Origin of the sequence: Mariprofundus sp. EBB-1 (genome assembly GCF_003665155.1) — a bacterium.
GTDB lineage: Bacteria > Pseudomonadota > Zetaproteobacteria > Mariprofundales > Mariprofundaceae > Mariprofundus.
Genome location: NZ_RCFQ01000009.1, coordinates 1 through 26,459 on the forward strand (window position 1 = coordinate 1; position 26,459 = coordinate 26,459).

At 47.1% G+C, this 26,459-nt stretch carries 24 protein-coding genes and 1 tRNA gene; 11 read left to right on the forward strand and 14 right to left on the reverse strand.

The genetic code is table 11. The features are described from left to right. Positions 1 to 470, forward strand: a 470-nt coding sequence (locus tag D8Y20_RS05250) for a hypothetical protein (protein ID WP_236075265.1), incomplete at its 5' end; no start/stop codon positions are given. A gap of 253 nt (positions 471 to 723) precedes the next feature. Here D8Y20_RS05250 and D8Y20_RS05255 read toward each other — a convergent pair. The 5 genes from D8Y20_RS05255 to D8Y20_RS05275 are packed head-to-tail and all read right to left on the reverse strand — an operon-like array spanning position 724 to position 9,044. Next, a complete protein-coding gene (locus tag D8Y20_RS05255) occupies positions 724 to 2,406 on the reverse strand; it encodes an RluA family pseudouridine synthase (RefSeq protein ID WP_121541998.1) in 1,683 nt (560 codons plus the stop codon). After that, entirely contained in the window at positions 2,403 to 5,531 is a 3,129-nt protein-coding gene (locus D8Y20_RS05260; protein ID WP_121541999.1) for an efflux RND transporter permease subunit, read from the reverse strand. Before D8Y20_RS05260 ends, D8Y20_RS05255 begins: the two co-directional genes overlap by 4 nt. A gap of 2 nt (positions 5,532 to 5,533) precedes the next feature. After that, positions 5,534 to 6,715, reverse strand: coding sequence for an efflux RND transporter periplasmic adaptor subunit (locus D8Y20_RS05265; protein ID WP_201265541.1), 1,182 nt, complete (start codon positions 6,713 to 6,715; stop codon positions 5,534 to 5,536). Next, positions 6,712 to 8,292, reverse strand: coding sequence for an efflux transporter outer membrane subunit (locus D8Y20_RS05270; protein ID WP_121542000.1), 1,581 nt, complete (start codon positions 8,290 to 8,292; stop codon positions 6,712 to 6,714). Before D8Y20_RS05270 ends, D8Y20_RS05265 begins: the two co-directional genes overlap by 4 nt. After that, positions 8,289 to 9,044 carry a TetR/AcrR family transcriptional regulator gene (locus D8Y20_RS05275; RefSeq protein WP_121542001.1) on the reverse strand — a complete coding sequence of 252 codons (756 nt, stop codon included), beginning with the start codon at positions 9,042 to 9,044 and terminating at the stop codon, positions 8,289 to 8,291. Before D8Y20_RS05275 ends, D8Y20_RS05270 begins: the two co-directional genes overlap by 4 nt. 468 nt (positions 9,045 to 9,512) lie before the next feature. Between D8Y20_RS05275 and D8Y20_RS05280 the strand changes: the two genes are divergently transcribed. From D8Y20_RS05280 to D8Y20_RS05315, 8 genes are all read left to right on the forward strand, one after another. After that, positions 9,513 to 11,012, forward strand: coding sequence for an AarF/UbiB family protein (locus D8Y20_RS05280; RefSeq protein ID WP_147434019.1), 1,500 nt, complete (start codon positions 9,513 to 9,515; stop codon positions 11,010 to 11,012). Between the two features lie 228 nt (positions 11,013 to 11,240). Next, entirely contained in the window at positions 11,241 to 12,563 is a 1,323-nt protein-coding gene (locus D8Y20_RS05285) for an esterase-like activity of phytase family protein (protein WP_121542003.1), read from the forward strand. 159 nt (positions 12,564 to 12,722) lie between these two features. Continuing rightward, complete coding sequence (tgt, locus tag D8Y20_RS05290) at positions 12,723 to 13,847, forward strand: tRNA guanosine(34) transglycosylase Tgt (protein WP_121542004.1); 1,125 nt, start codon at positions 12,723 to 12,725, stop codon at positions 13,845 to 13,847. Between the two features lie 34 nt (positions 13,848 to 13,881). Beyond that, positions 13,882 to 14,388 (forward strand): preprotein translocase subunit YajC, encoded by a 507-nt coding sequence (gene yajC / locus D8Y20_RS05295; protein ID WP_201265542.1) that lies wholly within the window; start codon positions 13,882 to 13,884, stop codon positions 14,386 to 14,388. A gap of 11 nt (positions 14,389 to 14,399) precedes the next feature. Then, on the forward strand, positions 14,400 to 15,980 hold the full coding sequence (gene secD, locus D8Y20_RS05300; RefSeq protein WP_121542005.1) for a protein translocase subunit SecD: 1,581 nt from the start codon (positions 14,400 to 14,402) through the stop codon (positions 15,978 to 15,980). Positions 15,981 to 15,998: 18 nt separating this feature from the next. Then, a complete protein-coding gene (gene secF, locus D8Y20_RS05305; protein WP_121542006.1) occupies positions 15,999 to 16,943 on the forward strand; it encodes a protein translocase subunit SecF in 945 nt (314 codons plus the stop codon). 28 nt (positions 16,944 to 16,971) lie between these two features. Further along, entirely contained in the window at positions 16,972 to 17,361 is a 390-nt protein-coding gene (locus D8Y20_RS05310) for an Mth938-like domain-containing protein (protein WP_121542007.1), read from the forward strand. Further along, the gene (locus D8Y20_RS05315) at positions 17,358 to 17,735 is read left to right on the forward strand and encodes a 6-carboxytetrahydropterin synthase (protein ID WP_121542008.1); all 378 of its coding nucleotides are present in this window, start codon (positions 17,358 to 17,360) and stop codon (positions 17,733 to 17,735) included. The genes D8Y20_RS05310 and D8Y20_RS05315 overlap by 4 nt, the downstream gene beginning before the upstream one ends. A gap of 105 nt (positions 17,736 to 17,840) precedes the next feature. Here D8Y20_RS05315 and D8Y20_RS05320 read toward each other — a convergent pair. The 9 genes from D8Y20_RS05320 to lepA all read right to left on the reverse strand — a co-directional run bounded on the left by D8Y20_RS05320 (position 17,841) and on the right by lepA (position 24,325). Next, positions 17,841 to 17,917, reverse strand: a tRNA-Pro gene (locus D8Y20_RS05320). Between the two features lie 29 nt (positions 17,918 to 17,946). Beyond that, positions 17,947 to 18,318 carry a MerR family transcriptional regulator gene (locus D8Y20_RS05325; protein ID WP_121542009.1) on the reverse strand — a complete coding sequence of 124 codons (372 nt, stop codon included), beginning with the start codon at positions 18,316 to 18,318 and terminating at the stop codon, positions 17,947 to 17,949. Continuing rightward, a complete protein-coding gene (locus D8Y20_RS05330; RefSeq protein WP_121542010.1) occupies positions 18,315 to 18,599 on the reverse strand; it encodes an integration host factor subunit alpha in 285 nt (94 codons plus the stop codon). Before D8Y20_RS05330 ends, D8Y20_RS05325 begins: the two co-directional genes overlap by 4 nt. Before the next feature lie 386 nt (positions 18,600 to 18,985). Continuing rightward, on the reverse strand, positions 18,986 to 19,675 hold the full coding sequence (locus D8Y20_RS05335) for an ABC transporter ATP-binding protein (protein ID WP_121542011.1): 690 nt from the start codon (positions 19,673 to 19,675) through the stop codon (positions 18,986 to 18,988). A gap of 14 nt (positions 19,676 to 19,689) precedes the next feature. Further along, the gene (gene era / locus D8Y20_RS05340) at positions 19,690 to 20,619 is read right to left on the reverse strand and encodes a GTPase Era (RefSeq protein ID WP_236075266.1); all 930 of its coding nucleotides are present in this window, start codon (positions 20,617 to 20,619) and stop codon (positions 19,690 to 19,692) included. Beyond that, positions 20,598 to 21,305 (reverse strand): ribonuclease III, encoded by a 708-nt coding sequence (gene rnc, locus D8Y20_RS05345; protein ID WP_121542012.1) that lies wholly within the window; start codon positions 21,303 to 21,305, stop codon positions 20,598 to 20,600. Before rnc ends, era begins: the two co-directional genes overlap by 22 nt. Further along, the gene (locus tag D8Y20_RS05350; protein WP_121542013.1) at positions 21,305 to 21,724 is read right to left on the reverse strand and encodes a hypothetical protein; all 420 of its coding nucleotides are present in this window, start codon (positions 21,722 to 21,724) and stop codon (positions 21,305 to 21,307) included. Before D8Y20_RS05350 ends, rnc begins: the two co-directional genes overlap by 1 nt. Before the next feature lie 61 nt (positions 21,725 to 21,785). Beyond that, positions 21,786 to 22,457: a signal peptidase I gene (gene lepB / locus D8Y20_RS05355; protein WP_121542014.1), complete on the reverse strand. Its 672-nt coding sequence runs from the start codon at positions 22,455 to 22,457 to the stop codon at positions 21,786 to 21,788. Positions 22,458 to 22,507: 50 nt separating this feature from the next. Beyond that, positions 22,508 to 24,325, reverse strand: coding sequence for a translation elongation factor 4 (lepA, locus tag D8Y20_RS05360; RefSeq protein WP_121542015.1), 1,818 nt, complete (start codon positions 24,323 to 24,325; stop codon positions 22,508 to 22,510). 315 nt (positions 24,326 to 24,640) lie between these two features. Here lepA and D8Y20_RS05370 point away from each other — a divergent pair, with 315 nt between their 5' ends. Further along, on the forward strand, positions 24,641 to 25,498 hold the full coding sequence (locus D8Y20_RS05370) for a type II secretion system protein N (protein WP_121542017.1): 858 nt from the start codon (positions 24,641 to 24,643) through the stop codon (positions 25,496 to 25,498). An 8-nt stretch (positions 25,499 to 25,506) separates the two neighbouring features. Next, positions 25,507 to 26,355 carry a hypothetical protein gene (locus tag D8Y20_RS05375; protein ID WP_121542018.1) on the forward strand — a complete coding sequence of 283 codons (849 nt, stop codon included), beginning with the start codon at positions 25,507 to 25,509 and terminating at the stop codon, positions 26,353 to 26,355. The last annotated feature ends 104 nt before the right edge of the window (positions 26,356 to 26,459 follow it).

Here is a 26,459-nt window from a genome sequence, read left to right on the forward strand (position 1 = left end):
TAGGACCACAAGGCCCAGCGGGTTCAGTGCAAGGTATGGCATTTGTGAAATTCAAATGTGCAGCAAACAGTTCCCCCCTAATTCAGGGTAACAATCTACTTTGCTTAAACACCATTTCCCAACAGTCTCCACTTGCTAATACAGCGATACAACAGTCGGCATTAGTGCAAGATGGCATAGAATTGTTGAAGGTTGGAATTTACGAAATTACTACGACAGCAGCCATTATTGCAGGATTAGGAGGTACTGCATATATGGATATTCTAGCTGATAACATACCTGTCTCCAGAGTTCAGGCGTATTATAGTAACCAAGTATGGAAATCGCTTCATCAATCGACATATATATACGTAACAACGCCAGGCACTATAGTAACATCGATGATTACTATGAATGCCAGCACTGGTACTGTGTGGCATTTGTCTGAAAACACTTCTCTACAAGTCATGTATCTTGGTGCAGGAAACTAAGCTTTTTTTAGACAATATTTTTTTGCACTAGCGTGCATTATTTAGATTGCAAGTTCAGAAAATAAGAGCCGCATCAAAAAAGCGGCTCTTATTTTTTTAGTTCACAAAGGTAAACATATAGAAATCAACTAAAATCACGTCATTTGATTGCTGTCCGGATTAGTCAGAATAGGAAGCCAAACAGGACTTGAACTAGATAAATGTGAACGTCTAAAGCTGGCCCTGGCAAATGGGGCTACCCGGAAGCCATCACTTAAAACGGTGCTGGAATTTCAAACTCCATGCGTTCTCGGCTAGTCGGATGATTAAAGCAGAGGCGTTGAGCATGCAGCATTAAGCGCTCCGCATCTTCACCATAAAGGGCATCTCCAATGATAGCGGCATTCAGGCCATTTCTGTGTGAGGCGTGCATGCGCAGTTGATGGGTGCGGCCGGTGTGAGGATAAAACCAGATACGTGTTGATTCGCCTTCGTAGCCAATCACCTGCCAATGCGTTTGCGCAGTTTTGCCATATTCGTAACAGACCACCTGACGTGGACGATCATCAAAATCAACACGCAGGGGCAGATCAATATCACCCTCTTGCATATCCGGTGGCAAACGCCTGTTTAACAGAGCTTCATAACGCTTTTCCACACTGCGCTGGATAAATTGTTTCTGTAGTTGCTTATTCACACGCAAATTTTTCGCTACCAGCAGCAGGCCGGACGTAGCCATATCCAGCCTGTGCACCAGCTTTAACTCAGGACACTCCGGATAACGTTCCATCAGCCGTGTATAAACAGAGTCCTTCACATATTTACCCGGTGAGGACATCAATCCGGCCGGTTTATTGAGCACCAGCAGATCATCATCTTCAAACACAACCAGTGGCTCATCGGCACCAACCGTTGTAACGGCCAGACCAAAATCGGGCTCTGCTTCTACCTCTAAACCACGCAACATAAATGGTAAAATCGGATGACACTTCCCGCGACAAGCCGGATAAAACTGACCATGATGACGGATGCCACTGGCAGGTGATGCCCCCCACCAGAATTCAGCCAGCGCCAGCGGGTAGAGACCATGCAGATGGGCATATTGAATCAGTTTGGGCCCTGCACAATCACCTGCCCCTGCCGGCGGCATGCCTTCAAACAAGTCGGTCATAGGGTGCTTTTCACCAAGATGATTGGTCAGTACATAGGTTTCAAATACACGGCGATGCAGGATGCGTGATTTTTCTGTGCGGGTCTCTTTAATGCTTGTGATCTCAGTCTCAATCCCTGCCAACTGATCCTGCAACACTTGCAGTTGTTCACTCCAGATCAACATGGCATTGGTGGCTTCGCGTTTATGGTGCTGACTGGCCAGCGCCAGTGCTGCTATCGTTGGCTGCCGCTCAGCATCACTAAGATCCTGCCGTTGCTGTAATATCTGGCGCTGTTGTTTGCGCGCATCTTTTGCTGCTTTGTGTTTTTGTTTCAGTGCGTTCAATTCCTGATCGCGTGCAAGCATCAGTGCTGCAATCTGTTGTTTCAGACTTGCGCGCTGCTGCGATGTTTCAAGCTCTTGTAACTGTGCGGTGAGATCGGCTAACTGCTCATTACCCTCGGACAAGAATGCATCATGACCGGCCTGATCATACACCTGCGGCACAAAGCCCGGCATGATCCACTCACCATTCATCATGGCTGAAAAGCCACTCAAAAAACCCACACCACCGCCCTGATCGCGAACCACCAACACACCGAACATTTTGCCGCCATTGGCAGAGAAAAAGTCACGTGGCAGATCCGTTTGAGCAGCCAAACGTTCCTGCAGCATCAAACTGGCTTTTTCAGCCAATGGATGTGGTGCATTGGAAAATGGGCTGGGCATGATGGAGGGTATTTCATCTGCCGCCGGAGTTTCCGGGAAATAGGTTAGCAGATCATCTGAAATAGCCGCATTCATGAGGTGGCCATCACCACCTGAGTCTTATCATCGGATACAATCATTGAATCCTCATCGACACGTTGTTCGCTATCTGAAGGATCATTGACCGTACGATCATCTGAACGGTCTTTGGCCAACAGCATATAGACAGCAGGCACCACAAACAGGGTAAATATGGTACCGATAGACAGACCTGTAAAAATTACCAGGCCCATTGAATAACGCCCGGCAGCTCCTGCCCCACTGGCTATCACCAGCGGAATCACACCAAGTACCATCGCAGCTGTAGTCATCAAAATTGGACGCAGTCGCACACTGGACGCCTCAATAATCGCATCGAGTTTCGATCTGCCTGCCAATTGTAATTCATTGGCAAATTGCACCATCAAAATGCCATGTTTACTGATCAAGCCCATCAAGGTGACCAGCCCCACCTGGGTATAAATATTGATAGTGGCCAGCCCCAGATTGATGAACAGCAGTGCACCTAATAGTGCCAGCGGTACAGAGACTAAAATCACCAGCGGATCACGGAAGCTGTTGAATTGAATCGACAGTGCCAGAAAGACAATCACAATCGCAAACAGCATGGTATAAACAAAACCACCGGATTCCTGCATATACTGGCGTGACGGACCTGCATAATCGGCGCTATATCCACTCGGTGCTTCCTGATTGAGTGTATTGAGCATGAAATCGAGCACCTGCTGCTGCGATACACCCGGCGCATAAACACCCTGAATGGTGGCAGAATTGAGCTGCTGGAAGCGGTTGATCGATTCCGGTACCACTTCATACGTTATCGAAGCAACCGTAGATGCCTGAATCATCTTACCTGTTGGGGTACGAATATAATAATCGAGTACCTGCTCAGCATTCAAACGGTGCTCCTGCGCCACCTGCGGCATCACGCGATACGAACGCCCACCAATAGAGAAATAGTTCACATAACCGCCACCGAGAGCCGAGCCTAAAGCCGCACCTACATCCTGCTGACTTAAACCAAGATCAGTGACCATATCCCGATCCACCACCAGTGTGGACTGCGGTTTATCAATTTTCAGATCTGAATCGATGAAAAAGAACATACCGCTGGCCTTTGCCTTAGCCACCACGCGGGCAACAATCTCATTCAGGTTTTCAAATGATTCAGTGGTTTTAATAACAAACTGAAGTGGCAGACCACCTGAACCCGGCAGGGCAGGAAACTGGAAGGCGGCAACATGGGCACCTGCAATGGTATTCCACTTCTGCTGCAACTCCATCTGTAGCTGCGCAGCACTCTTGGTGCGCTCTTCCCACGGCTTAAAGATCACCCCGCCAATGCCCTGATTGATCGTTGGCATGCCGGTAAGCTGAAACATCTGATCATATTCAGGTAACTCTGCCGCCATCTTATATGCTTGATCGGCATACACGCCCATCTGTTGTGATGTGGCGTTGGGAGCGCCAGCCATATGCGCCATGACAATGCCCTGATCTTCCTGCGGTGCGAGCTCAGCTTTGGATGTGGCAAACAAATAAACCACACCAACAAGCAGCAACAAACCCATCACCACCATCACAGGCCAGGTTTCCAACGTGCCTGTTAAACGACGCTGATAAGCACCATGCAGGCGTGAAAACTGTCGATCAATAAACAAGACCAAACTGCCCTGTTGCTGAGATGGCTTGAACATCTTGGATGTCATCATTGGAGAGAGAGTCAATGCCACAATAGCCGAAATCGTTACAGCCCCCGCTAAAGTAAAGGCGAACTCACTAAACAGCGCACCGGTAAGCCCTCCCTGGAAACCAATCGGTACATACGCTGCGATCAATACCACGGTCATGGCAATAATCGGGCCACCAAGCTCGCGTGCAGCCAGAATTGCTGCTTCAAATGGAGATTTTCCTTCGTGATGCATATGGCGATCAACATTTTCCACCACAATAATTGCATCATCCACCACCAACCCAATGGCCAGCACCAGCGACAGCAGCGTCAGCAAATTAATCGTATAACCGAGTGACTCCATAATAAAAAAGGCACCGATCAATGACAAAGGAATCGCTATTAGCGGCACAACCACTGCACGCCAGTTACCAAGGAATATAAATACCACAAACGCAACAATAAGCAGGGCTTCGACCAGTGTTTTAATGACCTCATCAATCGAACTTTCGATAAACTTGGTTCCGTCATAGACCACCTTGCCGGTCAGGCCATTGGGCATTTGTGCAACAATGGCCGGGAATGCATTGCGCACACGCTCAACCACCTCCAACACATTGGCATCAGGGGCTACCTTCACTCCGATAAATACCGATTTTTCGCCATCGAAGGCGGTAGTCAGATTATAATCTTCAGCACCCAGCACCACGTTGGCAATATCTTCCAGCCGTACAATCGCACCGTTCTGCTCGCGGATCGCCAGCTGTTTAAATTCATCCACCGAGTGCAGGCTGGTTGCAGCATTCAACTCCACACTGACCATCTGTCCTTTACTGCTACCGAGTGCCGCCAGATAGTTGTTACGGGCAAGGGCTGCATGCACATCGGAAGCAGAGAGCCCATAAGCAGCCATGCGGGCAGGATCAAGCCATGCACGCAGCGCAAACTGGCGCGCACCAATAATTTCGGCGCGCTGCACACCTTCAATACCATCAAGCTGAGGTTTGACCACGCGCAGCAAATAATCGGTGACATTATTGGCCGGTAGCACTTTACTAAAAAAGCCCATATACATCGAATCAATCGTTTCACCGACCTGTACGGTAATCACCGGCTGTTGGGCTTCGGCTGGCAACTGATTGAGCACCGCATTCACCTTAGCACTGATATCGGTCAGGGCCCGATTGGAGTCATGATTCAGGCGCAATGTCGCTGTGATGGTTGAGGCTCCACTGACACTGACTGATGACAAATAATCAATGCCCTCTGTCTGCGCAATGGCCGTTTCCAGCGGTTGCGTGATAAAGCCGGAAATGGTTTCAGCATCAGCACCAAAATAGACCGTACTCACCGTCACCACTGCATTTTGTGTTTCAGGGTACTGGCGAATCGGCATATTCATGATCGCCTGAAACCCTAATACCAGCAGCAACAGGCTAATCGTTGTGGCCAGTACAGGCCGGCGTATAAATATATCGGTATAACGCATTATTAATGTTCCTGCGGTTTCGGAGCAGCGTTATTGGCCGGTTGCACACTGTTATTAATGATCAGCGGTGTACCGTTTTTCAATTTCAACTGACCACTGGTTACAACGCGATCACCTTCCTTCAATCCTTCAAGAACAGCCACCTGATCACCACGCTTTTCACCGGTTTTCACAAACACCTGTTGCGCCACAAGTGTCTCTTTTCCATCTGCACCCTTTTCAGATTTCGCAACAAATAACGTAGAGCCATAGGCATTAAAACTGATAGCTGTCTGAGGCAGTGTTAATAGCTGCAGCGCTGCTCCACTTTCAACCTTCACATGTGCAAACATACCGGGCAATAGAACCCCATCCGCATTATCGATCACACCTTCCAGCAACACATTGCGTGTACTGTTGTCCACTACGGCATTGATGGTATTGATGCGGCCTTTGAAAACCCCAACACTGTTTGTAGCTGTTGCGTTAAGCGCTCCGGATTGTTGTTGAACAGAGATAGAAATCTCCTGATCACGCTTGATCATACCGACAAACTTCTGCGGCAGATTAAAATCGACATATAGCTTGAGATTATTTTGCAGCGACACGATCTGTTGCGCCACATTAAGGAATTGACCGGGATTGATCTGACTCACACCAAGGCGGCCATCAAAAGGGGCGCGGATACGTTTCTTATCGATGATTGCCTGCTGTTGAGCGACCTGTGCCTGCCTGTTACTCAACTCAGCCTGTGAAATATCAAGCTGCGCTTTGCTGATCGCATGAATCTTATACTGCTGTTTATCCCGTTTGAACGTGATATCGGCGAGCTTACGACTTGCCCGCAAAGCCTGTAGCTGTGCTGTCTCTTCGGATACATTGAGCTCAATCAACAGATCACCCTGCTTAACCCAGTCACCCGATTTGAAATGCACCTTTTTCACCACGCCGGATGTTTCAGCACTGATATCCACACCTTGGATCGCACGCAGTGTACCGACGGCAGCAATTTGGGGTTGCCACGATTGGTTGGAAACCTGCATCGCTGTCACCGTGGCAGGGGGTTGGGTATTGGACGCTAAAAACTTGGCCATCATACTGGCAACAAACATTTGGTACCCGATAATGGCCGCAAACAGCACACCAACCATCAGCAACATGATGATCATGCGTTTCGTCATTCGTTTTGTCGTAGGTTTTTTCATTGCTGTTTCTCCACATTCACATTCTGATCTATAACGATTTGATACAAATCATCCTGTTCTAAATCGGTCTTTTCTAAATCTGGCTGTTCTAAATTGCTCTGATCTATCATATTCCGGTGTGCAGCCACATCACCATCCCACCAGCCACCACCGAGCGCATACATCAGTGCAGCGGTATCGGAATAGAGCATCGCTCTCGATTGAATCAAATTGATACGCGCCTGTTGATACTGCTTCTGTGCATTCAGCAGATCCAAATAGCTTACGGCGCCATGTTGATGCTGCAAAAGCACCAGCTCCAGACGTTCAGATGCCAATCCTTCCGCCCGCTTTTCCAATACCAGCCCCTGACCATCCATATCCAGTGCCATCAGTGCATCCGCAACATTCTGAAACGCAGTCAGAACACTTTGTCGATATTGTGCGGCAGCCTGCTCATAGAGGGCAATTGCAGCCCTTTTTTTGGCACGCAGTGCCCCGCCTCTGAACAACGGTTGCAGCACTCCCGCGCCTAAGCCCCACACAGCTGTGCCGGCATTGAACAAATCCGATATTTTAACGGCTTCTGTACCATAAGAACCGCTGAGCGTGAGGTTGGGATAAAGATTGGCTGTCGCCACTCCGATCTGGGCACTGGCCTGATGCAACAGTGCTTCAGATGCGCGTACATCCGGACGCTGACGTGTTAATGTAGATGGCAGTGTAAGCGGAATTTCCCGTGGCATGACCAGTTCACTCAAATTAAACGCTGGCAGCGCTTCCCCGCCCGGTGTGCGGCCGACTAACATGGAAAGCTGATGTTTGGCCTGAGCCTGCTGTTTTTGCAAAAGCGGCAGCTGTGTACGTGTCTGAGCCAGTGTGACACGTTGGCTTAACAACTCTACCTTGGCGACCACACCAATTTCATACTGTTTCTCGGTCACATTCAATTGTTCAGTTTCAGATGCGATAATCTCTTTAAGCGCTTCTACCTGCTCTCTCAACGAGGCTTCATTGATAGCAGCGGTGACTATATTGGAGACCAGCGTAATTTGGGCGGCATGCAACTGAAATGCATCATAATCCACTTGCGCCTGACTATATTCCAACGTACGCCGTTCACCACCAAACAGATCAAGACTATAACTTACATCCACCGATGCAGTATGTACGGTATACAGACTGCCAAAGGCTGTGCTACCAAAGGCAGCACCAGAAATTTTCTTTCGTGTACTATTCGCACTGGCATCAACAGATGGAAACAGAATTGACCCGCTCTGTGCACTGTATGTTTCCTGCGTTGCTTTCAACTTGGCTTTGGCAGCTATCAGGGTAGGACTATCCTTCAGTCCCAACGCAACCAATTGCTGCAAGGCTGGTGATTCAAACAGCTGCCACCATTGCGCAGGGATGTTCTCTCTCGTCACCAGCTTGCTTTGCTCCGCATCTGAAGAAGTTACATCGGAGCCCTTGTTGTAATAATGATCCACCTTGGGTGAAGCAGGCCGCTGAAAATCAGGCCCCACCACACAGGCTGTCAAAACCAGCGCCAACAACGACACAAGCAGTGCGTTTATGTTTCGGTACAAAACTCTCATATATGTTGCTCCGTCTGATGGTCTTTGAACCAGATTGTCTGATTCATCACCTTATGCGCATCTGCTTTGCAGCGCTCGAACAGTGCTTCAGGGTCTGTTTCGTGCCACCCATAACCTTTGAGAAAATTACTATAATTGGTGGTGAAATGGGTATATTTCCCTTCGCTGCTCTCAGGACACAGCGTGCTGGCATATCCGGACTGGGCAGTGCTCGATAGCCCCACACACAGCCCCCACATACCGTGAGTTAGATGATGCGCCAGTCGCTCAGTCTCATCCTTATCAAGCGCGGCATGACCGTCCAAACTCTCTTCAATCGCATCCAGTGCAATATCCAAAAACATATTGGCCAGTTCCACATGCAATTGATTCAACCTATCTGCGCGTGTCTCTGTAGCCCGGCGCCAAACCGATGGCATCATGGAAAGATTATCAATCTCGATCAAATCAGGGTGCTGCATCGACATATGCCAACTGCATTGCACCATGGTAATAATTTTCTCTATAGCAGGAATCGTTTGTTTCTGAATAGCTAACAGCAGATCTTTATGCTCGAGTACCAGGGTATGGGCGCAAGCAAGCAGCAGATCTTCTTTTGTCTCAAAGTGAGAATAAATAGTGCCCATTGAATACTGGGTTCCCTTGGCAATATCTGACATACGCACATCAAGAAACCCACGCTGCGATAGCAGCTCAATGGTATTCTTGATGATCTCTTGCTCTCGAAGTTCACGTTTCTCTCGACGCTGCATATCCACCCCGCTATAAAAACGAATAATATTCGAATATTAATCGAATACATCTGCATGAAGCAACCATTATCTTTTTGAACGTTTAATTTCTCACCGCAAAGGACGCAAAGTTCACCCCAGGGTGCCTTCTCTTGCGCAAACGCAATTCACCTTGGCGCAAAGAAGGTCAAAAACATTGTATTGCAGGACTCAATAAGCATGTCATGGAGCAGAAAGAACAATCATTCAAACATGAGAAATCATCAAACCAATGAGAGAGCACCAAAATAACATTTTGTTGTTTGTTTTTACTTTGCGTAACTCTGCGTCCTTTGCGGTGAATGCTTTTATGCATTTTAATGCGATAACCCTAGCCTTATCAGGAGGGTTCATTGCATTACGAATCTGTTTAATCCATGGTTGAACCTCACCAATATTCCACGCACGGAGCCGGCTTTTTTGAATACGTTAAAACGCTTCATTTATCTCATGCATAGCACCTGGTTGCTCCAAAAAATCCGTCGCAGTAAACACGCTGCAACGCGCCAGATCGCACAGCAGCGATTAACCCAACTCCTTGGCAGCAAACGTGGTATCGGCATGAAAATTGGTCAGGCGATGGCTGGCATGGATGACCAGAGCCATTTCACCGAACTCACACAGAGTGTTCAAGCATGGCCTCTCAAGGATATCCTCCCGGTGCTTGAGCATGCATGGCAGCAGCCTGTGAACAATATACTGGAATCAATTGAAGAGAGTGTGGCAGCCGCCTCGCTGGGGCAGGTGCATAAGGGCACACGCAACACAGATAGCGGCACGCCTGAGCATCTTGCGATCAAGGTACAATACCCTGATATTCGACAGGCTATTGAGAGTGAACTGAGTTTAGCTGCCCTTCTGCCCAAAGCAGGCCCGGTCAAACGCTGGGACTTTGACCTGAACAGCTACCAACAGACATTACAGAACACCTTGAATGATGAACTGGATTACAGCCATGAAATGAAACAACAACAGCGCTTTCAGCAACATATCCATGTACCAGGACTTAAAGTCGCAGAGGTCTGTCCCGAACTATCCTCCGCACAAGTGCTTACCCAGCAATGGATGCATGGGCAACGCCTCTCTGAAGCCTGCAACTGGCCTGATCAAGCGCGCCTGAAAGCTGGTAAAACCTTAATGCAAACCTTGTGGAAGAGCCTGTTTGAAATTGGCTTGGTACATGGCGACCCGCACCCGGGCAATCTGCTGTTTCAATATGATGAAGATCAACCGCAAGTATGCCTGCTCGATTTCGGATGCATGTTAAATATCCCCTTCACACGCCGCATGTCGTTATTAAATCTCATTTTAGGCCTGCGCGGCAAAACCACCCTTAATAGTTTCGATGCATTTGTTGGATTGGGTTTTGATGCTCAAAAACTGGAGCCTATCAAAGCCGAACTGGATGATCTGGCCAGGATTCTGTTTCGCCCCTTCTTACAGCCTGAACCTTTTGACACTGCCCAGTGGCAGCTATCAAAACAGGTTAATGATCTGCTCGGCGATCAACGCTGGCAATTTCGCTCGGCCAGTCCTGCTGATCTCTTTTTAGTACTGCGCACCTTTCAAGGCCTGGTACACCAACTGGAGAGCCTGAAGGTTCAACTCTCCTGGCCCGATATGCTCGATGCATCTGTAGGCGGGCAATATATTGAAACCGCCCTGCTCTGGAAATTCCCTAAAGCTGCGCACGAACCCGCCCCAACATACAAAGGCAGCGCCAAGAGCTTGCATGTTCACATCACACGTGCTGGAAAATCACCCATGAAAATTGAACTGACTGCAGCCAGCGCACTGGATCTGCACAACCTGATTCCGGAACATCTGTTACCGCAAATCATGGCCGCCAACATTGATATTTTTACCATAGAACAAGACCTGCACGAATCAGGTCTTGAGCCTCAAACACTTCTGGACATCACCCTTGAAGATAAACATTACCACCTTTAGTTGGAGTAATAGATCAGCTTCAAAAGTTTCTTACAGCCCCCCTAAAAAAGAGGATCTAAGCCCTTACAACACCAGTTATTTTGACATTACTCCTGAGTAATTAATACCTAAATCTGGTTCGAGCAGCCCCTTCCCCACAGCGTCATCGCATTGTCACAAACCTGTCTCCTTACTGTCATATCCCACCAATAGAATGCATAACGTAAGTCACTCAAAGGAGCGTTCATCATGGATAAGAATCAATTAGGGTTTTTGGTATTTATACTGCTTGCCTCAGCAGGCCTTTCATCCTGTGGTAATGGTGGAAATACGATTGTACCAGCGGTCACCGCTGCTACAGCGACAGTCACACCACAATTCAAAGTCTTCCAACCCCAAGATGTTGTTTTATTTTCTGGCGGAACAAAAAAAGTGCCGCTGGATATAGCATTCGGAAGTGCTGCATTTCATTTACAAACAGACCCTGCCAATATTGTGTATACCATGTCAGATCGTGGCCCAAACATTAAATGTAAAGATTCATTTAAGGTTTTTGGGGCAGCCGTCGGTTTTTGTCCTACTGGCAACAAAATATTCCCCGTCCCATCTTTTTCACCATCTATTTTTAAATGGCAAATAGATCATACTGGTGTGACATTGCTAGAAACAATCAAAATGAAAGATGCAGCAGGGAAGCCAATCACTGGCGTATCTAATCCTTCAAGCGTATTGCTACCTACAGAAGCCAATTATGACAAAAATGCTGTGGCATTTGCAGGAGATCCTAATGGTTTGGATCCAGAAGCATTTGTAAAAATGCAAGATGGGACGTTCTGGGTAGGCGAAGAATACGGCCCAAGCATATTACATCTATCAGCAACAGGTCGTGTGATCGAACGCCTTGTTCCTTCCGGTGTAGAAGTGCAATTGGCTGCAGCTACTTACCCAGTTGTTGGTTCCCTGCCTGCGATTTTAAGTAAACGAAAACTAAATCGTGGCATTGAAGACATTGCGATTTCACCTAACGAACAATTTCTATATTTTTTGATGCAAAGTCCATTGGCAAATCCAGCAGTTGCTGACTATAAAACATCACGCAATGCTCGTTTGTTCAAGTTTGATTTGGTAACGAAAACTGTAGTAGGTGAGTATGTCTATCAACTTGATTTACCAGCCACATTTAGTGCCGATGCAACAACGGTGCAGAGTAACGTGAAGTTGAGCGAAATGGTTGCAACAGGGTTGGATCAATTGATTGTGCTGGAACGCGTGAGTAATACGACCAAACTATATCGCATCAACCTAGCAGGCGCGACAAACATATTTGGAACCAATTGGGATGTAATTGGCACGCTTCCATCTTTAGAGCAATCGAATTTAATCACAGCTGGCATAGCCTCTATCTCTAAAACATTGGCTATGGATTCTTCGGTTGATTATCCCGGTCTTTTACCTCCCAAAGTTGAAGGCATTGGCTTGCTAAACAACAATGAACTCGTGTTGATTAATGATAATGATTTCGGAATTTTTGCTAGCCCTACTCAAATCACCATTATTCCACCACTGCCTTAATTCTTTTAGCCTGCTTGACGAAATCCTCGCCGAAAGGCGAGGATTTTTGTCTTTATTCAAAATAAAGGCTCAAACCAAAGAGGGCCAGGTCTATTATTGATGCATAAAAACACTCTTAATAACTTGATGTGACATGATCACCTCGTCAGTCTGCCCGCCATGTCTGCACTCTCATTTGAAATACTCGCAAAAGATAAAACCGGTTACGCCCGTCGCGGCCGCGTTACACTCCCCCACGGTACCGTAGAAACGCCTGTGTTTATGCCTGTCGGCACTCAGGCCACGGTTAAGAGCCTTACACCGGCTGATCTGACTGACGACATCGAAGCCAGCATTATTCTCGGTAACACATATCACCTCATGCTACGCCCGGGTGCAGATCTGGTGGAGAAAATGGGTGGCCTGCATAAGTTTATGGCCTGGGATCGTCCAATCTTAACGGACTCCGGTGGATTTCAAGTCTGGTCCTTAGGTGAACTGCGTAAGATTGAAGAGCACGGCGTGCGTTTTCGTTCTCATATTGATGGACGCGAAGTGTTCCTTGGCCCGAAAGAGAGCATGGAGATTCAGCGCCAACTGGGCAGTGATATTGTCATGGCCTTTGATGAATGCACGCCCTACCCCGCCACCTATGAAGAAGCCAATGACTCCATGCAGATGTCGATGCGCTGGGCTGGTGAATGCAGAGAAGCGCTGCCTGTAAACGACACTCAAGCGCTGTTCGGCATTGTACAGGGGGGTATGTATCCCGAATTACGACTGGAAAGTTTGAAAGCCGTAGCTGACATCGATTTTGAGGGCATTGCCATTGGTGGGCTCTCCGTTGGCGAACCCAAAGAAGAGATGATGGCCATGCTCGATGCCCTGGCTCCACATCTGCCTGAAGATAAACCGCACTATGTGATGGGGGTGGGCACACCTGCTGATTTGATCGAAGGTATTGATCGCGGCATTGATATGTTTGATTGCGTGATGCCAAGCCGCAACGCCCGCAACGGCACACTGTTTACCGATGATGGCAAAATCAACATCAAAAACCTCAAACATTTTGATGATAAACGCCCCATTATGGACGATTGCAGCTGCTATACCTGCAAAAACTTCTCCCGTGCCTATTTGCGTCATCTGTTCATGGCCAAAGAGATTTTAAGCTCAAGATTGAATACACTGCACAATCTTCACTACTATTGTGACCTTATGAAGCGCGCCAGAACTGCCCTTGAGCAAGGAAATTGGCCCGAATTTAAAAAACAGTTTTTACAACGCTACCATAGCAATGCATAATCGCCGCCTCTCAAAATTCAGGAGTTCCATTCATATGACATCCCCATCCATCTCTCTATCCCCAATCACTACCGTGATCGCATCAGCAGTTGCTGCCATGGCTATCATTAATCCGGCTTTCGCTGAAGCAGCGGCTGGTGGCAGTGGCGGTTTCGCCTCATTGATTCCATTGGTTCTGATCATGGTCATCTTCTATTTCCTGCTTATCCGCCCACAGCAGAAAAAATTGAAAGAGCATCGCAACCTTGTTGATGAACTGAAAAAGGGTGACAACATTCTTACCGGTGGCGGTTTGTACGGTAAAGTCATCGATGTGAAAGAAGATATCCTTAAAGTTGAAATTGCTGATGGCGTACGCATCAATGTAAAACGCGACACCATTGCTGGCCTGACTGATATCGGACCGGCTAAAGAAAAAGCAAGCAAAGGTAAACCTGCAAAAAAAGCCAAACCTGTAAAAGCTACCCCTGCAGCAGTAACTGAAGAAAAAGTTGCTGAAAGCAGCGACGCTGATTCAACTGACTCTAAAGACAAAGCATAAGGATTAGACCCATGCATAGCTTTCCTCGCTGGAAAATCTGGCTTATTTTAGCCGTATTGGTGGTCTCCACAATGGGAGCACTACCTAATGTAACATCAGTACCATCCTGGTGGCCTTCCTCATTGAGTCATCCCATGAGCCTTGGCCTGGATCTCAAGGGCGGTATTCATTTGGTACTTGACGTTGATGTCGATAAAGCCGTTAACCACAGTGTGGAAGAAGATGTTGATGCAGCCAGACAAGCCTTGCGTAAAGAGAAAATTCGCTATCGCAAATTATCTGCTGAGGGCATGAACCTTAACATTGAAATAAAAAACAGTGATGACCTTGCCAGCGCTGAAAAAATATTAGCTGATACATTCGACAGCTACGCAATGTCTTCAGCTGTAGATAACACCTTCACATTGACGCTGAAAGCGTCTGTGGCAGATGAAACACGCAAGTTTGCTGTTGAGCAGTCCATTGAAGTTATTCGTGGCCGTATTGATGCGCTTGGTACAACAGAGCCGGTGATTATCAAACAGGGCACGCATCGCATCCTGGTACAGATACCCGGTTATGAAGATTCAGCCCATGCCAAGCAGTTGATTGGCCGTACGGCTCAGCTGCAATTTAAACTGGTAGATGAAAAAGGTGATCTTGATAAAGCCATGAGTGGCAGCATTCCACCGGGTGATATCATCATGTATGGCCCTGAACAGACGGTTAATGGCAACACATCCCGCCAACCATACTTGCTGAAGAAACGCACCGAATTATCCGGTGATGAAATCTCCGATGCGCGTGTTTCTATTGACTCACGTTACAATGAATATGCCGTAACACTGAAATTCAACAGCAAAGGTTCACGTAAATTTGACAAACTGACTGCAGCACATGTCGGTGAACGCTTCGCTATTATTCTTGAAGGTGTGGTCAATTCGGCTCCGGTCATTCGTGAACGTATTGCCGGTGGTTCAGCTCAAATTACGGGCAGTTTCTCTCCAGCAGAAGCACATGATCTTGCCATCATTCTACGTGCCGGTGCCCTCCCCGCTCCTGTTAAGGTAGTGGAAGAACGCTCCATTGGTCCCAGCCTCGGACAAGACTCCATCGACCAGGGTATGAACTCCATCATCGTTGGCTGTATTCTGGTACTGATCTTCATGGCCGTGTATTACCGCATGTTCGGCGTTGTCGCCAATGTCGCACTGATCTTCAATATGCTGTTGATTCTGTCTATCATGAGCATTATCGGTGGTACATTAACGCTGCCGGGCATTGCCGGTATCGTACTGACCATTGGTATGGCTGTGGATGCAAACGTACTTATCTTTGAACGCATCCGTGAAGAGCTACGACTGGGTAAAACCCCATTGGCAGCTATTGATGGTGGTTATGACAAAGCATTTTCCACCATTGTGGATGCCAACATCACTACCCTGATTGCTGCTATCGTACTGTTCCAGTTCGGCTCAGGGCCGGTCAAAGGTTTCGCGATCACGCTTTCTGTCGGTATTCTGGCTTCCATGTTCACCGCGATCACTGTTACCCGTGCCATCGTTGCAGTTTCAACTGCCAAACGTGGCCGCATTGAAAAACTGAGCATTTAAGGCTTACAGGTAGATACTATGCAACTGATACGTTCCGACATTCATTATGATTTCATTGGCAAACGCAAATTCGCCCTACTGGTCTCCGGCATCATGATTCTTATTTCACTTGGTGCTCTGGCGGCAAAAGGGCTTAACTTCGGTATCGACTTTACCGGCGGTACGCTGGTTGAAGTCAAATTCACACCGGCACCAAGCATTGCCGATGTGCGTAGCGCCATTTCGCCTAAAGGCTATGGCAATGCAATGATTCAGGAATTCGGGACTCCCGAAGAGATACTGATCCGCGTTCAAAATAAAGAATCTGAAGAGTCATCCACGATTAGTAACGCGATTCTTGACGGTTTGAGTGAAAAGTTCGGTGCTGATGCCATTGAAATGCGTCGTGTTGAATTTGTGGGCCCCCAGGTGGGTGAAGAGCTTACCCGCGCGGGTATTATGGCTGTGCTGGTCGCCATGTTGGCTATCCTTGTCTATGTTACTTTCCGCTTCGAATTCCGCTTTGCGATCGGTGCCGATGCTGCTCTTTTACACGATATCACCATCGTTGTCGGGCTATTTGCATTGACCGGAAAAGAGTTCTCATTGCCTGTTATTGCAGCACTATTGACGGTTATTGGTTATTCATTAAATGATACAATCGTGGTCTTTGACCGCATTCGCGAAAACTTTGAAGCCAACAGAAAACGGAAAAAACCTGAAGAAGAAACCGCCGTAGTAAACAACTCCATCAACCAAACACTGGCACGCACCCTAATGACCTCTCTGACCACGCTTTTGGTGGTACTGGCACTATTTATTCTTGGTGGTGAAGTCATTCACGATTTCGCCTTTGCCCTGATTGCCGGTATTGTGGTCGGAACGTACTCTTCGATTTATGTTGCCAGCCCGGTAATGATTTCACTTGCGGGACGCTTCAAGAGCGATGAGGATGAAGTCAAAGCCATGGAAGCACGGCCGTAACTATCTCTTTTTACAAGGCTAAACATCCATGAAGGGAGATATCAGCGCCCAATTGCCAACCGGCACACTGCTGTTCAGTGCCTATGATGATGCCTATCTCAAGCTGAATGAGCAGATTCATCACAGTGGATTGATCATTCACGCTAACGTGATCACAGCTCCATGGAGCCCTACATGCCTGTCTGATGTCAGACTACAGGATCTGGCACCGATCATCGCCTCTCCCCCCGAAGTTATCTTGCTCGGTACAGGCCGAATGACAGCCTTTCCGAATCATGAAATATTGGATTATATGGCAGAACACCATATTGGATTTGAATGCATGGACACACGTGCTGCTGCTCGCACCTACAATATTCTCGTGGGTGAGGGGCGCACTGTATCAGCAGCGATGTTATTACCCGGAGCAAAACAATGAGCGCAACATTTGAGCTGTCTATCGAAACCCACTTCTCTGCTGCTCACAGCCTGCGCGATTACCCGGGTGATTGTGCCCGCCTGCATGGCCACAACTGGCATGTGAAGCTGTATGTGGTCTGTGAAGAGCTAGATGAGCTAGGCCTTGGCATTGACTACAAAATTATGAAAACCGAGTTGAAGGCCGCTTTAGAGCCTTGGGATCACTATAATCTGAACGATGTAGCACCATTTGATGCCATTAACCCATCGAGCGAAAATGTTGCCCGTGAATTGTATCATACCATGAGTAGTAAACTGGATGATGATCGCATTCATGTTTCCCGCATAGATATTTCAGAAACCTGCACTGCCAAAGTCACCTATAGACCCTAATTAGCGCTGCTGCGCAGCTCAAGCGCTTGAATCACAACACTCATTCAATTTAATCAAACAGATATTTATCGAAAACATTCATCTTAACTGAACGCTCCATAAAAATGGTCGGGACGAGAGGATTTGAACCTCCGACCACCACACCCCCAGTGTGGTGCGCTACCAGGCTGCGCTACGCCCCGATTATTTCAACAAAGGTAAGACCCGGAATTCAGGTCAATAGAGAATGAACTTCTTTTAGCTCTTGCTTCAACTGCTTCAGAATCGCCTGACTATCTTTTGTTTCCACAATGTCTTCAAGGTCACCATTAAGCAAACGCTTCTTGGCTCCGCGTATGGTGAAATTCAGATCATATAAAAGATGTTTAATTTGTAACACGGCATACACATCACGGTGGCGATAAAAACGGCGATTGCCACTCTTCTTAACCGGCTTGATATGCTTGAATTCGGTTTCCCAATAACGTAACACATGCGGTTCAACTCCACACACATCACTCACTTCGCGGATAGAGAAGAACAGTTTATCTGAAAGCTCCGGCACCTGAACACCGGCTTTCGTCAATGCCTGTTGAGCATTCATTCATGCGCTCCAATCAACTTTTGCTTCAGCAATGGACTAGCACGAAATGTTACAACCGAACGTGATGCAATAGTAATATCGCTACCTGTTTTAGGGTTACGACCGCGTCTGGCATGTTTCTGACGCACAATAAAATGACCAAAACCTGACAGTTTTACGTTTTCACCTTTTTCAAGTGAATTACGTACCACACTCAATACGGATTCAACAATTTGAGCTGACTCTTTTTTTGTCAGTCCAACTCGTTCATGAACAATTTTAGCAATTTCAGATTTGGTCACAGTCCCTCACCCTATAAAGAAACATTAAATCAGGCCATTAGACAGCCTTATTAGAATCAACATCTGGAGATTATCAGAACCTATTAATCTGTCAAAGAATTTTGTCATCCAAAAACAAGGTTCATCGCGGAAGTCTGGGAAGGCTGCTTTCCGCAGACGAGGAAAAGGGAGCTGTGACCTGATCGAAAATCTAGCCACGAATACACACGAATTTACACGAATTAAAAATCTATGATTATTGCCTTATTCGTGTTCATTCGTCCCCCAGTGGGGCAAGCAACGGCGCTCCCGTTGCACGACAGAGCTTTACGCCATTCACCTTCTGTTCATTCGTGTGTATTCGTGGCTATTTTTTTTATGATTGAGTAACGTCGAACAGTTGCTATTTATGAAACGGCCGCATCCACGACTTTGCCATCATGTAATTTTAAAACTCGGTCACAGTCCAGAGCCAATTGCTTACTATGGGTTACCATCACCACTGCAGCACGCTCTTCCCTGCACAATAGACGTAACAATTCAAACACCTCTTGAGCCGTGCGTTCATCCAGGTTACCTGTCGGTTCATCAGCCAATAAAAGACGTGGTTTGGTAGAGAGTGATCTGGCTACAGCTACCCGCTGCGCCTCGCCACCAGAAAGCTTTCCGGGCACATGGTCAGCCCGTTCGCTCATATTTAGCCGCGCTAGCAATGCGTGGGCCCGCTGCTCGGCTACAGATGTTTCCACGCCTTGAATCAACAGCGGCAGTGTTACATTTTCCAGTGCCGTCAACTCAGGAATGAGATGATGCGCCTGATACACAAAACCTATTTTCTCATTACGCAAACGTGCCTGCTTATTTGATGAGAGAGCATGAATAAATTCACCATCAAGGCTGATTGTTCCCTCATCAGGCTGCTCAAGTGTGCCAAGAAGCTGCAGCATGGTGGACTTACCAGAGCCTGATTCTCCTACCACAGCGAGAAATTCACCTTCATTCACTTCAAAATCAATACCCTGAAGAATATGTAATTTGCCCGCTGCCGCAGCAAAGTATTTATGCAGATTTGAAACCTTAAGCAGTGGTGCACCCATTACGCATTACTCCTTTAATAATTATCTGTGCCCAAACCGAGATCAATCAATTTTCCCGGATGATCAAACCAGTCTTCATCGACTTTCACCCAGATATTAAGACGCACTCGAGAGCCCAGAATCTCTTCAAGACCGAGTCTTGCTCTGGTACCGACTGCCTTCATACCGCCACCACCTTTACCAATCAACATCGGTTTATGCCGCTCACTACCAACCAGGATAGCCGCTTCAATTTCAATGATATCACCCATATCTTCAAAGCGTTCAATATCCACTGCCGTCTGGAATGGAATCTCCTGATGCATAGACATAAACACCTGCTCACGCACATATTCAGCGGCCAACTGACGCTGACTCTGGTCGGTAAACCAGTCAGGATCATGAATAGCAGGCTGCTCCGGCAGATATTTCGCAATCTCTTTAAGCAAACTGTCCAATTGCGTGCCTTTACGCGCGGATACAGGAATCAGAGCTTTCGCACCCGGATCCAATTGCTGCAACTGCTGTAGGCGTGGTAACAGACGGGCTTTATCAGCTCGATCCACCTTATTGAGTACATGAATACGAGGCTGTTTCAAACGTCCATCCGCAAAGCGTTCAATCAGTGTTTTGGTCATTTTATCCAATGGTTTGCTGGCATCCTGCATAATCGCCAACACATCGGCCTCTTCTGCCGCAGCATAAGCAATGCGCACCATATTACGGTTGAGTTGCTGCGCCCCTTTATGGATACCCGGTGTATCAACAAAAATCATCTGACACGTCTCATCTGTGTGAATACCCAGAATACGGTGCCGTGTGGTTTGTGGTTTCGGTGTCACAATAGCCACCTTGGCCCCAATCACCCGGTTCATGAGTGTTGATTTCCCCACATTGGGAATTCCCAATAACGCAACCGTTCCACAATGGAATGGTTTTTCTTTTATTTCTTCAGATGTTGCCATGCTTGCTCCGCCGCTTTTATTTCGGCAATTTTCTTGCGATCACCATGCCCTTCTCCGAGCATATCACTATTGACCCTACATATTGCACCGAAACGCGGCGAATGCCCCGCACCTCTGTCGGTCAACGTATATTCTGGTAAACCCCAGCCTTTAGATTGTGTGAATTCCTGCAAACGGCTTTTAGCATCACGGGCATCCAATGCATCCACGCCTATGAGCAACGGCTGCCACGCCTCTCTCACCAGCTTATGCGCTGCTGGCCAGCCACCATCCTGAAATACCGCTCCAATCACTGCTTCAACTGCATTGGCCGAGATAGACGGGGATTTAATACGCATGATGGATGATGCTTTGCCACCGCGACCCTTTTCAAGGCGCTCACTATCTCCTACATCCAAATAACTAACCAGACCCCAAAACCCGGCTACAACCAGCAGACTCTCCTTGCGCACCAATGCTGCGCGCATACGCGAAAGATCACCCTCCTGCTTATCTGGAAAGTGATGATGCAAATACTCAGAGATAACCAAACCCAACACCGCATCCCCAAGGAATTCCAATCGCTCCATATGATTGCCATCTCCGGACTGATTGGAAGATCGATGTCTCAACGCACGCAGCAACAGATTTTTATCCGAGAACAGATAACCAATTCGGGATTCTAAACGGCCTAAATGTTCAGACATTATTGATCGCCGACAGCTGAAATTGCATATGGGTTAAAAGACAAATCAATACGGAACTTATGCTTCAACACATCCAGCCCCTCCAGATCATCAGGATCATATGCTCCGACCTCATCTAACGCTTCAACCTGACCCAATGGCCAAATAGTCACATTATAAACAGTTGAAATTTCAACGCCAAAACCAGTCGCATTAATTACCAATTCATCATAAAAAGCAGGCGGAAAATCCTGTTTATCAATATACTGCACATGAAACAGAGTATCCATTTTAGCCAGAATGGCTGCTTCATCAGCCGTTGGCATTTTCTGACTCAAACTTTCAAAACAACCCTGCGCCTTACTGTTATTATAATAAGCCTGCGCGATCAGCGCACCATTAAGCGTCACAAAGCCCAGCAATGCCAACCAGAACAGCATTCTAAACACTGAAAAACCAGCCGCGTTCGGATGAGACCGCGCGGCAACCCTATACGCAGATTTATTCAATCACGTGCCCGATACGATCCCAGCGAACGGAATTCGTATTCTGATCCCAGGACCACCAGACGATAGCCGCGCGACCGACCATATAATTCTGCGGAACAAAACCCCAAAAACGCGAATCACGTGAATTATTGCGATTATCACCCATGGCAAAATAATGCCTTGCAGGTACTGTCCATTGACCATCACGCAAGGAGAACGGTTTTCGCAACACATCATGTTTAATGCCGTTAAAGTTTTCTTCAAACAGACCGGATACATCGGCATTGCCGCCCTGCATAAAATAGGTCCGGTCACCCTTGGACGTTAAAGGCATTTCTTTACCATTCACGCTCAATTTGTTGTCACGGTATTTCACCACATCACCAGGAATACCTACGATGCGTTTAATATAATCTTTGCTTTTATCTTCCGGGTAAACAAAAACAGCCACATCACCACGTGCAACCTCTTTCGACAGCAGTTGAATATCTGTCAAGGGAATTTTAAAACCATAGGGATAGCGCAATACAAACAGGTAGTCACCAATCTCCAGCGTTGGAATCATGCTGGATGAAGGAATCTTAAACGGAGCCACAATAAAACTGCGAATCACAATGGCCAGCACCGCTATAATAATCAAACTTTCAATCCATTCCTGCCAGACCGGTTTTTTATTTTCGCTCATATTCAATTCCTTCTCTTTTCAGATTCAATCTTTTCATCCACACAGAACAATCATTCGTTGAGTTTCAACACTGCCAAAAATGCCTCTTTCGGCACGTCCACGCTACCAATGGATTTCATGCGTTTCTTACCCTTCTTCTGCTTCTCAAGCAATTTACGCTTACGGCTAATATCACCACCATAACATTTTGCTGTCACGTTTTTACGAACTGCCTTGATGGTTTCTCTTGCAACAATACGGCCACCAATCGCCGCTTGAATAGGCACATCAAACTGTTGGCGCGGAATAAGTTCGCGTAATTTTTTCACCAGCTCACGCCCACGTGTTTCAGCAATCGATCGATGCACGATCAACGACAACGCATCGACAGGTTCCGCATGCACAAGCACATCCAGTTTCACCACATCATCTTCGGAGAAGTCGGACAACTCATAATCCATCGAAGCATAACCGCGCGATACCGATTTCAAACGATCATAAAAATCGATCACCATTTCAGCCAACGGCAAGCGGTAGGTCAACATCACCCTGCCCTGCCCGATAAATTTCATATCCTGCTGTATGCCACGGCGTTCCTGACACAGCTTCATCAATGCACCGACAAACTCTTCCGGCATAAAAATATTGGCGATCACCGTAGGCTCTTCTATTCGGCTAATCTCCGTTGGATCGGGGAATTCACTGGGATTAGAAATTTCAATCGTTTCATCATCGGATGTATGAATACGATAGACCACGCTAGGAGCAGTCGTAATCAAATCCAGATCATACTCACGCTCCAGACGCTCCTGCACAATTTCCATATGCAGCAAGCCCAGGAAACCACAGCGGAACCCCAGCCCCAAAGCCGATGAATTCTCCGCCTCAAAACTGAAGGCAGGATCATTCATATTAAGTTTTTCCAGCGAATCACGCAGATCGTTATAATCAGCAGAATCAACCGGATACAGACCGGAAAAGACCATTGCTTTTGGCTCACGATAACCCGGTAAGGGATCCGTTGAACCATGTTTCAGTGTGGTGACCGTGTCGCCAACCTTCAAGTCAGCTAGTTTTTTGATACCACCGGTAAGATATCCTACCGAACCAGAAGCCAACAGGGGGGACGAAAATGGTGCCGGTACGAAATACCCCACATCCTGCACTTCATAACTGGCAGCTGTCGGCATCGACATCAAACGGAAGCGATCACCCTTTTTAAGCACACCATCAACCACACGAATCAAGGCCATCGCACCCACATAAGCATCAAACCAGGAGTCCACCACCAGTGCCCTGAGCGGTTTATCGTCACGGTTTTCCGGTGGCGGCACATGTTTCACAATGGCCTCAAGCACATCATTAATACCTACGCCTGTTTTAGCTGATACTGGAATAGCATACGAAGCATCCAGACCAATCACATCTTCAATTTGTCGTTTGGCTTCATCAATATCAGCGCTCGGCAGGTCTATCTTGTTGATGATCGGAATAATTTCCAGATCGTTATCCATCGCCAAATATACATTGGCCAGCGTCTGCGCTTCCACCCCCTGGGCGGCATCAACAATCAACAGAGCACCTTCGCAAGCCTGTAAGGAGCGGGACACCTCATAAGTGAAATCCACATGGCCAGGGGTATCGATAAGATTCAACTGGTAAGTTTCACCATCCAGAGCAGTATAAATGAGTGTCGCAGTCTGCGACTTAATGGTAATGCCACGTTCCTGTTCCAGCTCCATGGAATCGAGCACCTGATTGGTTTTCATCTCGCGCTCGCTCAATGTACCGGTTACTTCAATAAGACGGTCAGCCAGCGTCGACTTACCATGGTCGATATGGGCAATAATAGAAAAGTTGCGTATATGGGTTTGTTTTATCTTGTTCATTGGGTCGGCAGTGTAGCGATGCCCTGTAAGCAGCGCCATAAGACAATATAAACAACATACGCCAATCGCATTAAATATTTAAAATATTTTACCGCAAAGGACGCAAAGTTACGCGAAGTAAAAACAAGAACAAATGCAAGCATCTATATCCGACTCTACATTTTGCATGGTTTTTTTGGTTATAGCATTGAACTTTTTGCACCCTTTACGACACACAAATTTAATGCGCTTACCCTGACCATGAAACTGTGCATTCGCTTTATAGATGCTGACTTGATAATGTTGTCCCATAGCATCAATATGTAAGAAGGAACCATGATGAACCATGTATTGTCGTCATTGAATCGATTACCGTTGTTAAGTGAACTTGCACTGGTCATTCTTTTGGCCTGGATGGTTGCAGGTTGGTTTCTCCCTCAATCCGATGCACCAATTTCAAACAACCTGGAAAGCATTGAAAAGACTACAACAGCATTACCAGAATTAAGTGCCATGCTTGCCGTGAAGCTATTTGGTCAGGCCCCTCAACAAGCCAAGCCAGTTGCCCCGGTTGTTGCTCAACCCAAGCCTGTTATCAAACGCCCACTGACCTTGAAGTTATTAGGTACGGTAGTTGCCGGAAAAAACTCAGCAGCCATTATCGCCATTCGCACTGGTGTGGAAGAACAAGTATTCTTTGTGAACGACACCATCCAGCCCGGTGTTATTCTGCAAACGGTTGAGGCTGATGCCATCATCGTCAATCAGGGTGGTAATCTGCAACGTATCTCTCTTGAACAGGGAAATAAATTGACCTCCACTACAATTGCAGATGCCATTCCATCAGCACCGATGCGCCTTGCCCCAACGCCCCCCGTGCATAAATTGATGGATCGCAATCAGTTACAAAGACAGCTGCAAGATTTTCCGACACTGTTATCCCAGGCGCGGGCTACCCCTCATTTTGCCAATGGCAAAGTCAATGGATTCAGTGTTAACGATATTGTTAAGGGATCGCTATATCAACAGGCAGGCCTACAAAATGGCGATATCATTCTCAGTATCAATGGCGAAAAAATCACCGGAACACAGCAGGCAATGGGCATCTACAGCAAACTAAAAAGCTCGCCTTCACTAGACCTCCAATTGATTCGTGCAGGTAGTTTGCAGAACATTCACTACGATATCCGCTAAAATCACACATGACCTCATCCCTCACGACAAGCCAGCAGTCACATGCATCATGGCGCATATTGCTTATCACTTTTGTCATCGCCCTATTGCTATTTGTGGCAATGCGCTGGCAACCTGAAGCATGGCTTCAAGCGCAAATAAATATACAATCGCAACAGTACGGCATTGATATCTCCTACAAAGCCTTACAAACGGATGGTTTTACCATACAGCTTGATCAAGTAGTTATTCAGACAATACAAATGCCTCAGCCGGTCAAACTGGACAGATTGAGTTTGAGTCCAGCCTGGTCTTCACTGTTTAGTGGTAACCCTGCTGTGCAAATGCATCTGATCTGGAATGGTCAACAGGCCAGTGCTATAGCTATTCAGCGCACCGATAATATAGAGCTACAGGCACTACATGCAGAACTTGATATTGCAGCACTACAGCCTTTATTGAGCAAAAGCCTTCCTCTGCCTTTAAATCTCGGGGGCATAGCCCAGATCAATGGCAACATCCTCTTAAACGCCCTCAACGGACAGCCACTGCTCGGCAAGATAGATGTCAACTGGAATACTGCCGTAGTAGATATGCCGCCAATGAAATTACCTCTTGGTGATTATGCACTCTCCCTACAAACCGATGATGCTAAAAAAGCCTGGAGTTGGGATCTTAGTGGCGGCACAGCACTAACACTCGATGGCAAAGGTAAGCTGAACACCTCCGCGCCTAATCCGACAGCCTGGACCATCGACGGCATGGTGCAGGCTCAGGCCGATCAAAAAGAGCCCACCCTTTCAGCCCTTCTGGGCAATAAAAACAGACAGTTCAGCTTATCAGGAAACATCACCCAGCCACGTCTGCAAGCCTTATAGCGTGCTACCAGAAAAAGGTTTTCTATACGTAAATATTGTTCCCAACACATTAGGATTGATCAACGCCACGCTGAATAGATATCAAAATAATGCGCATATTATTC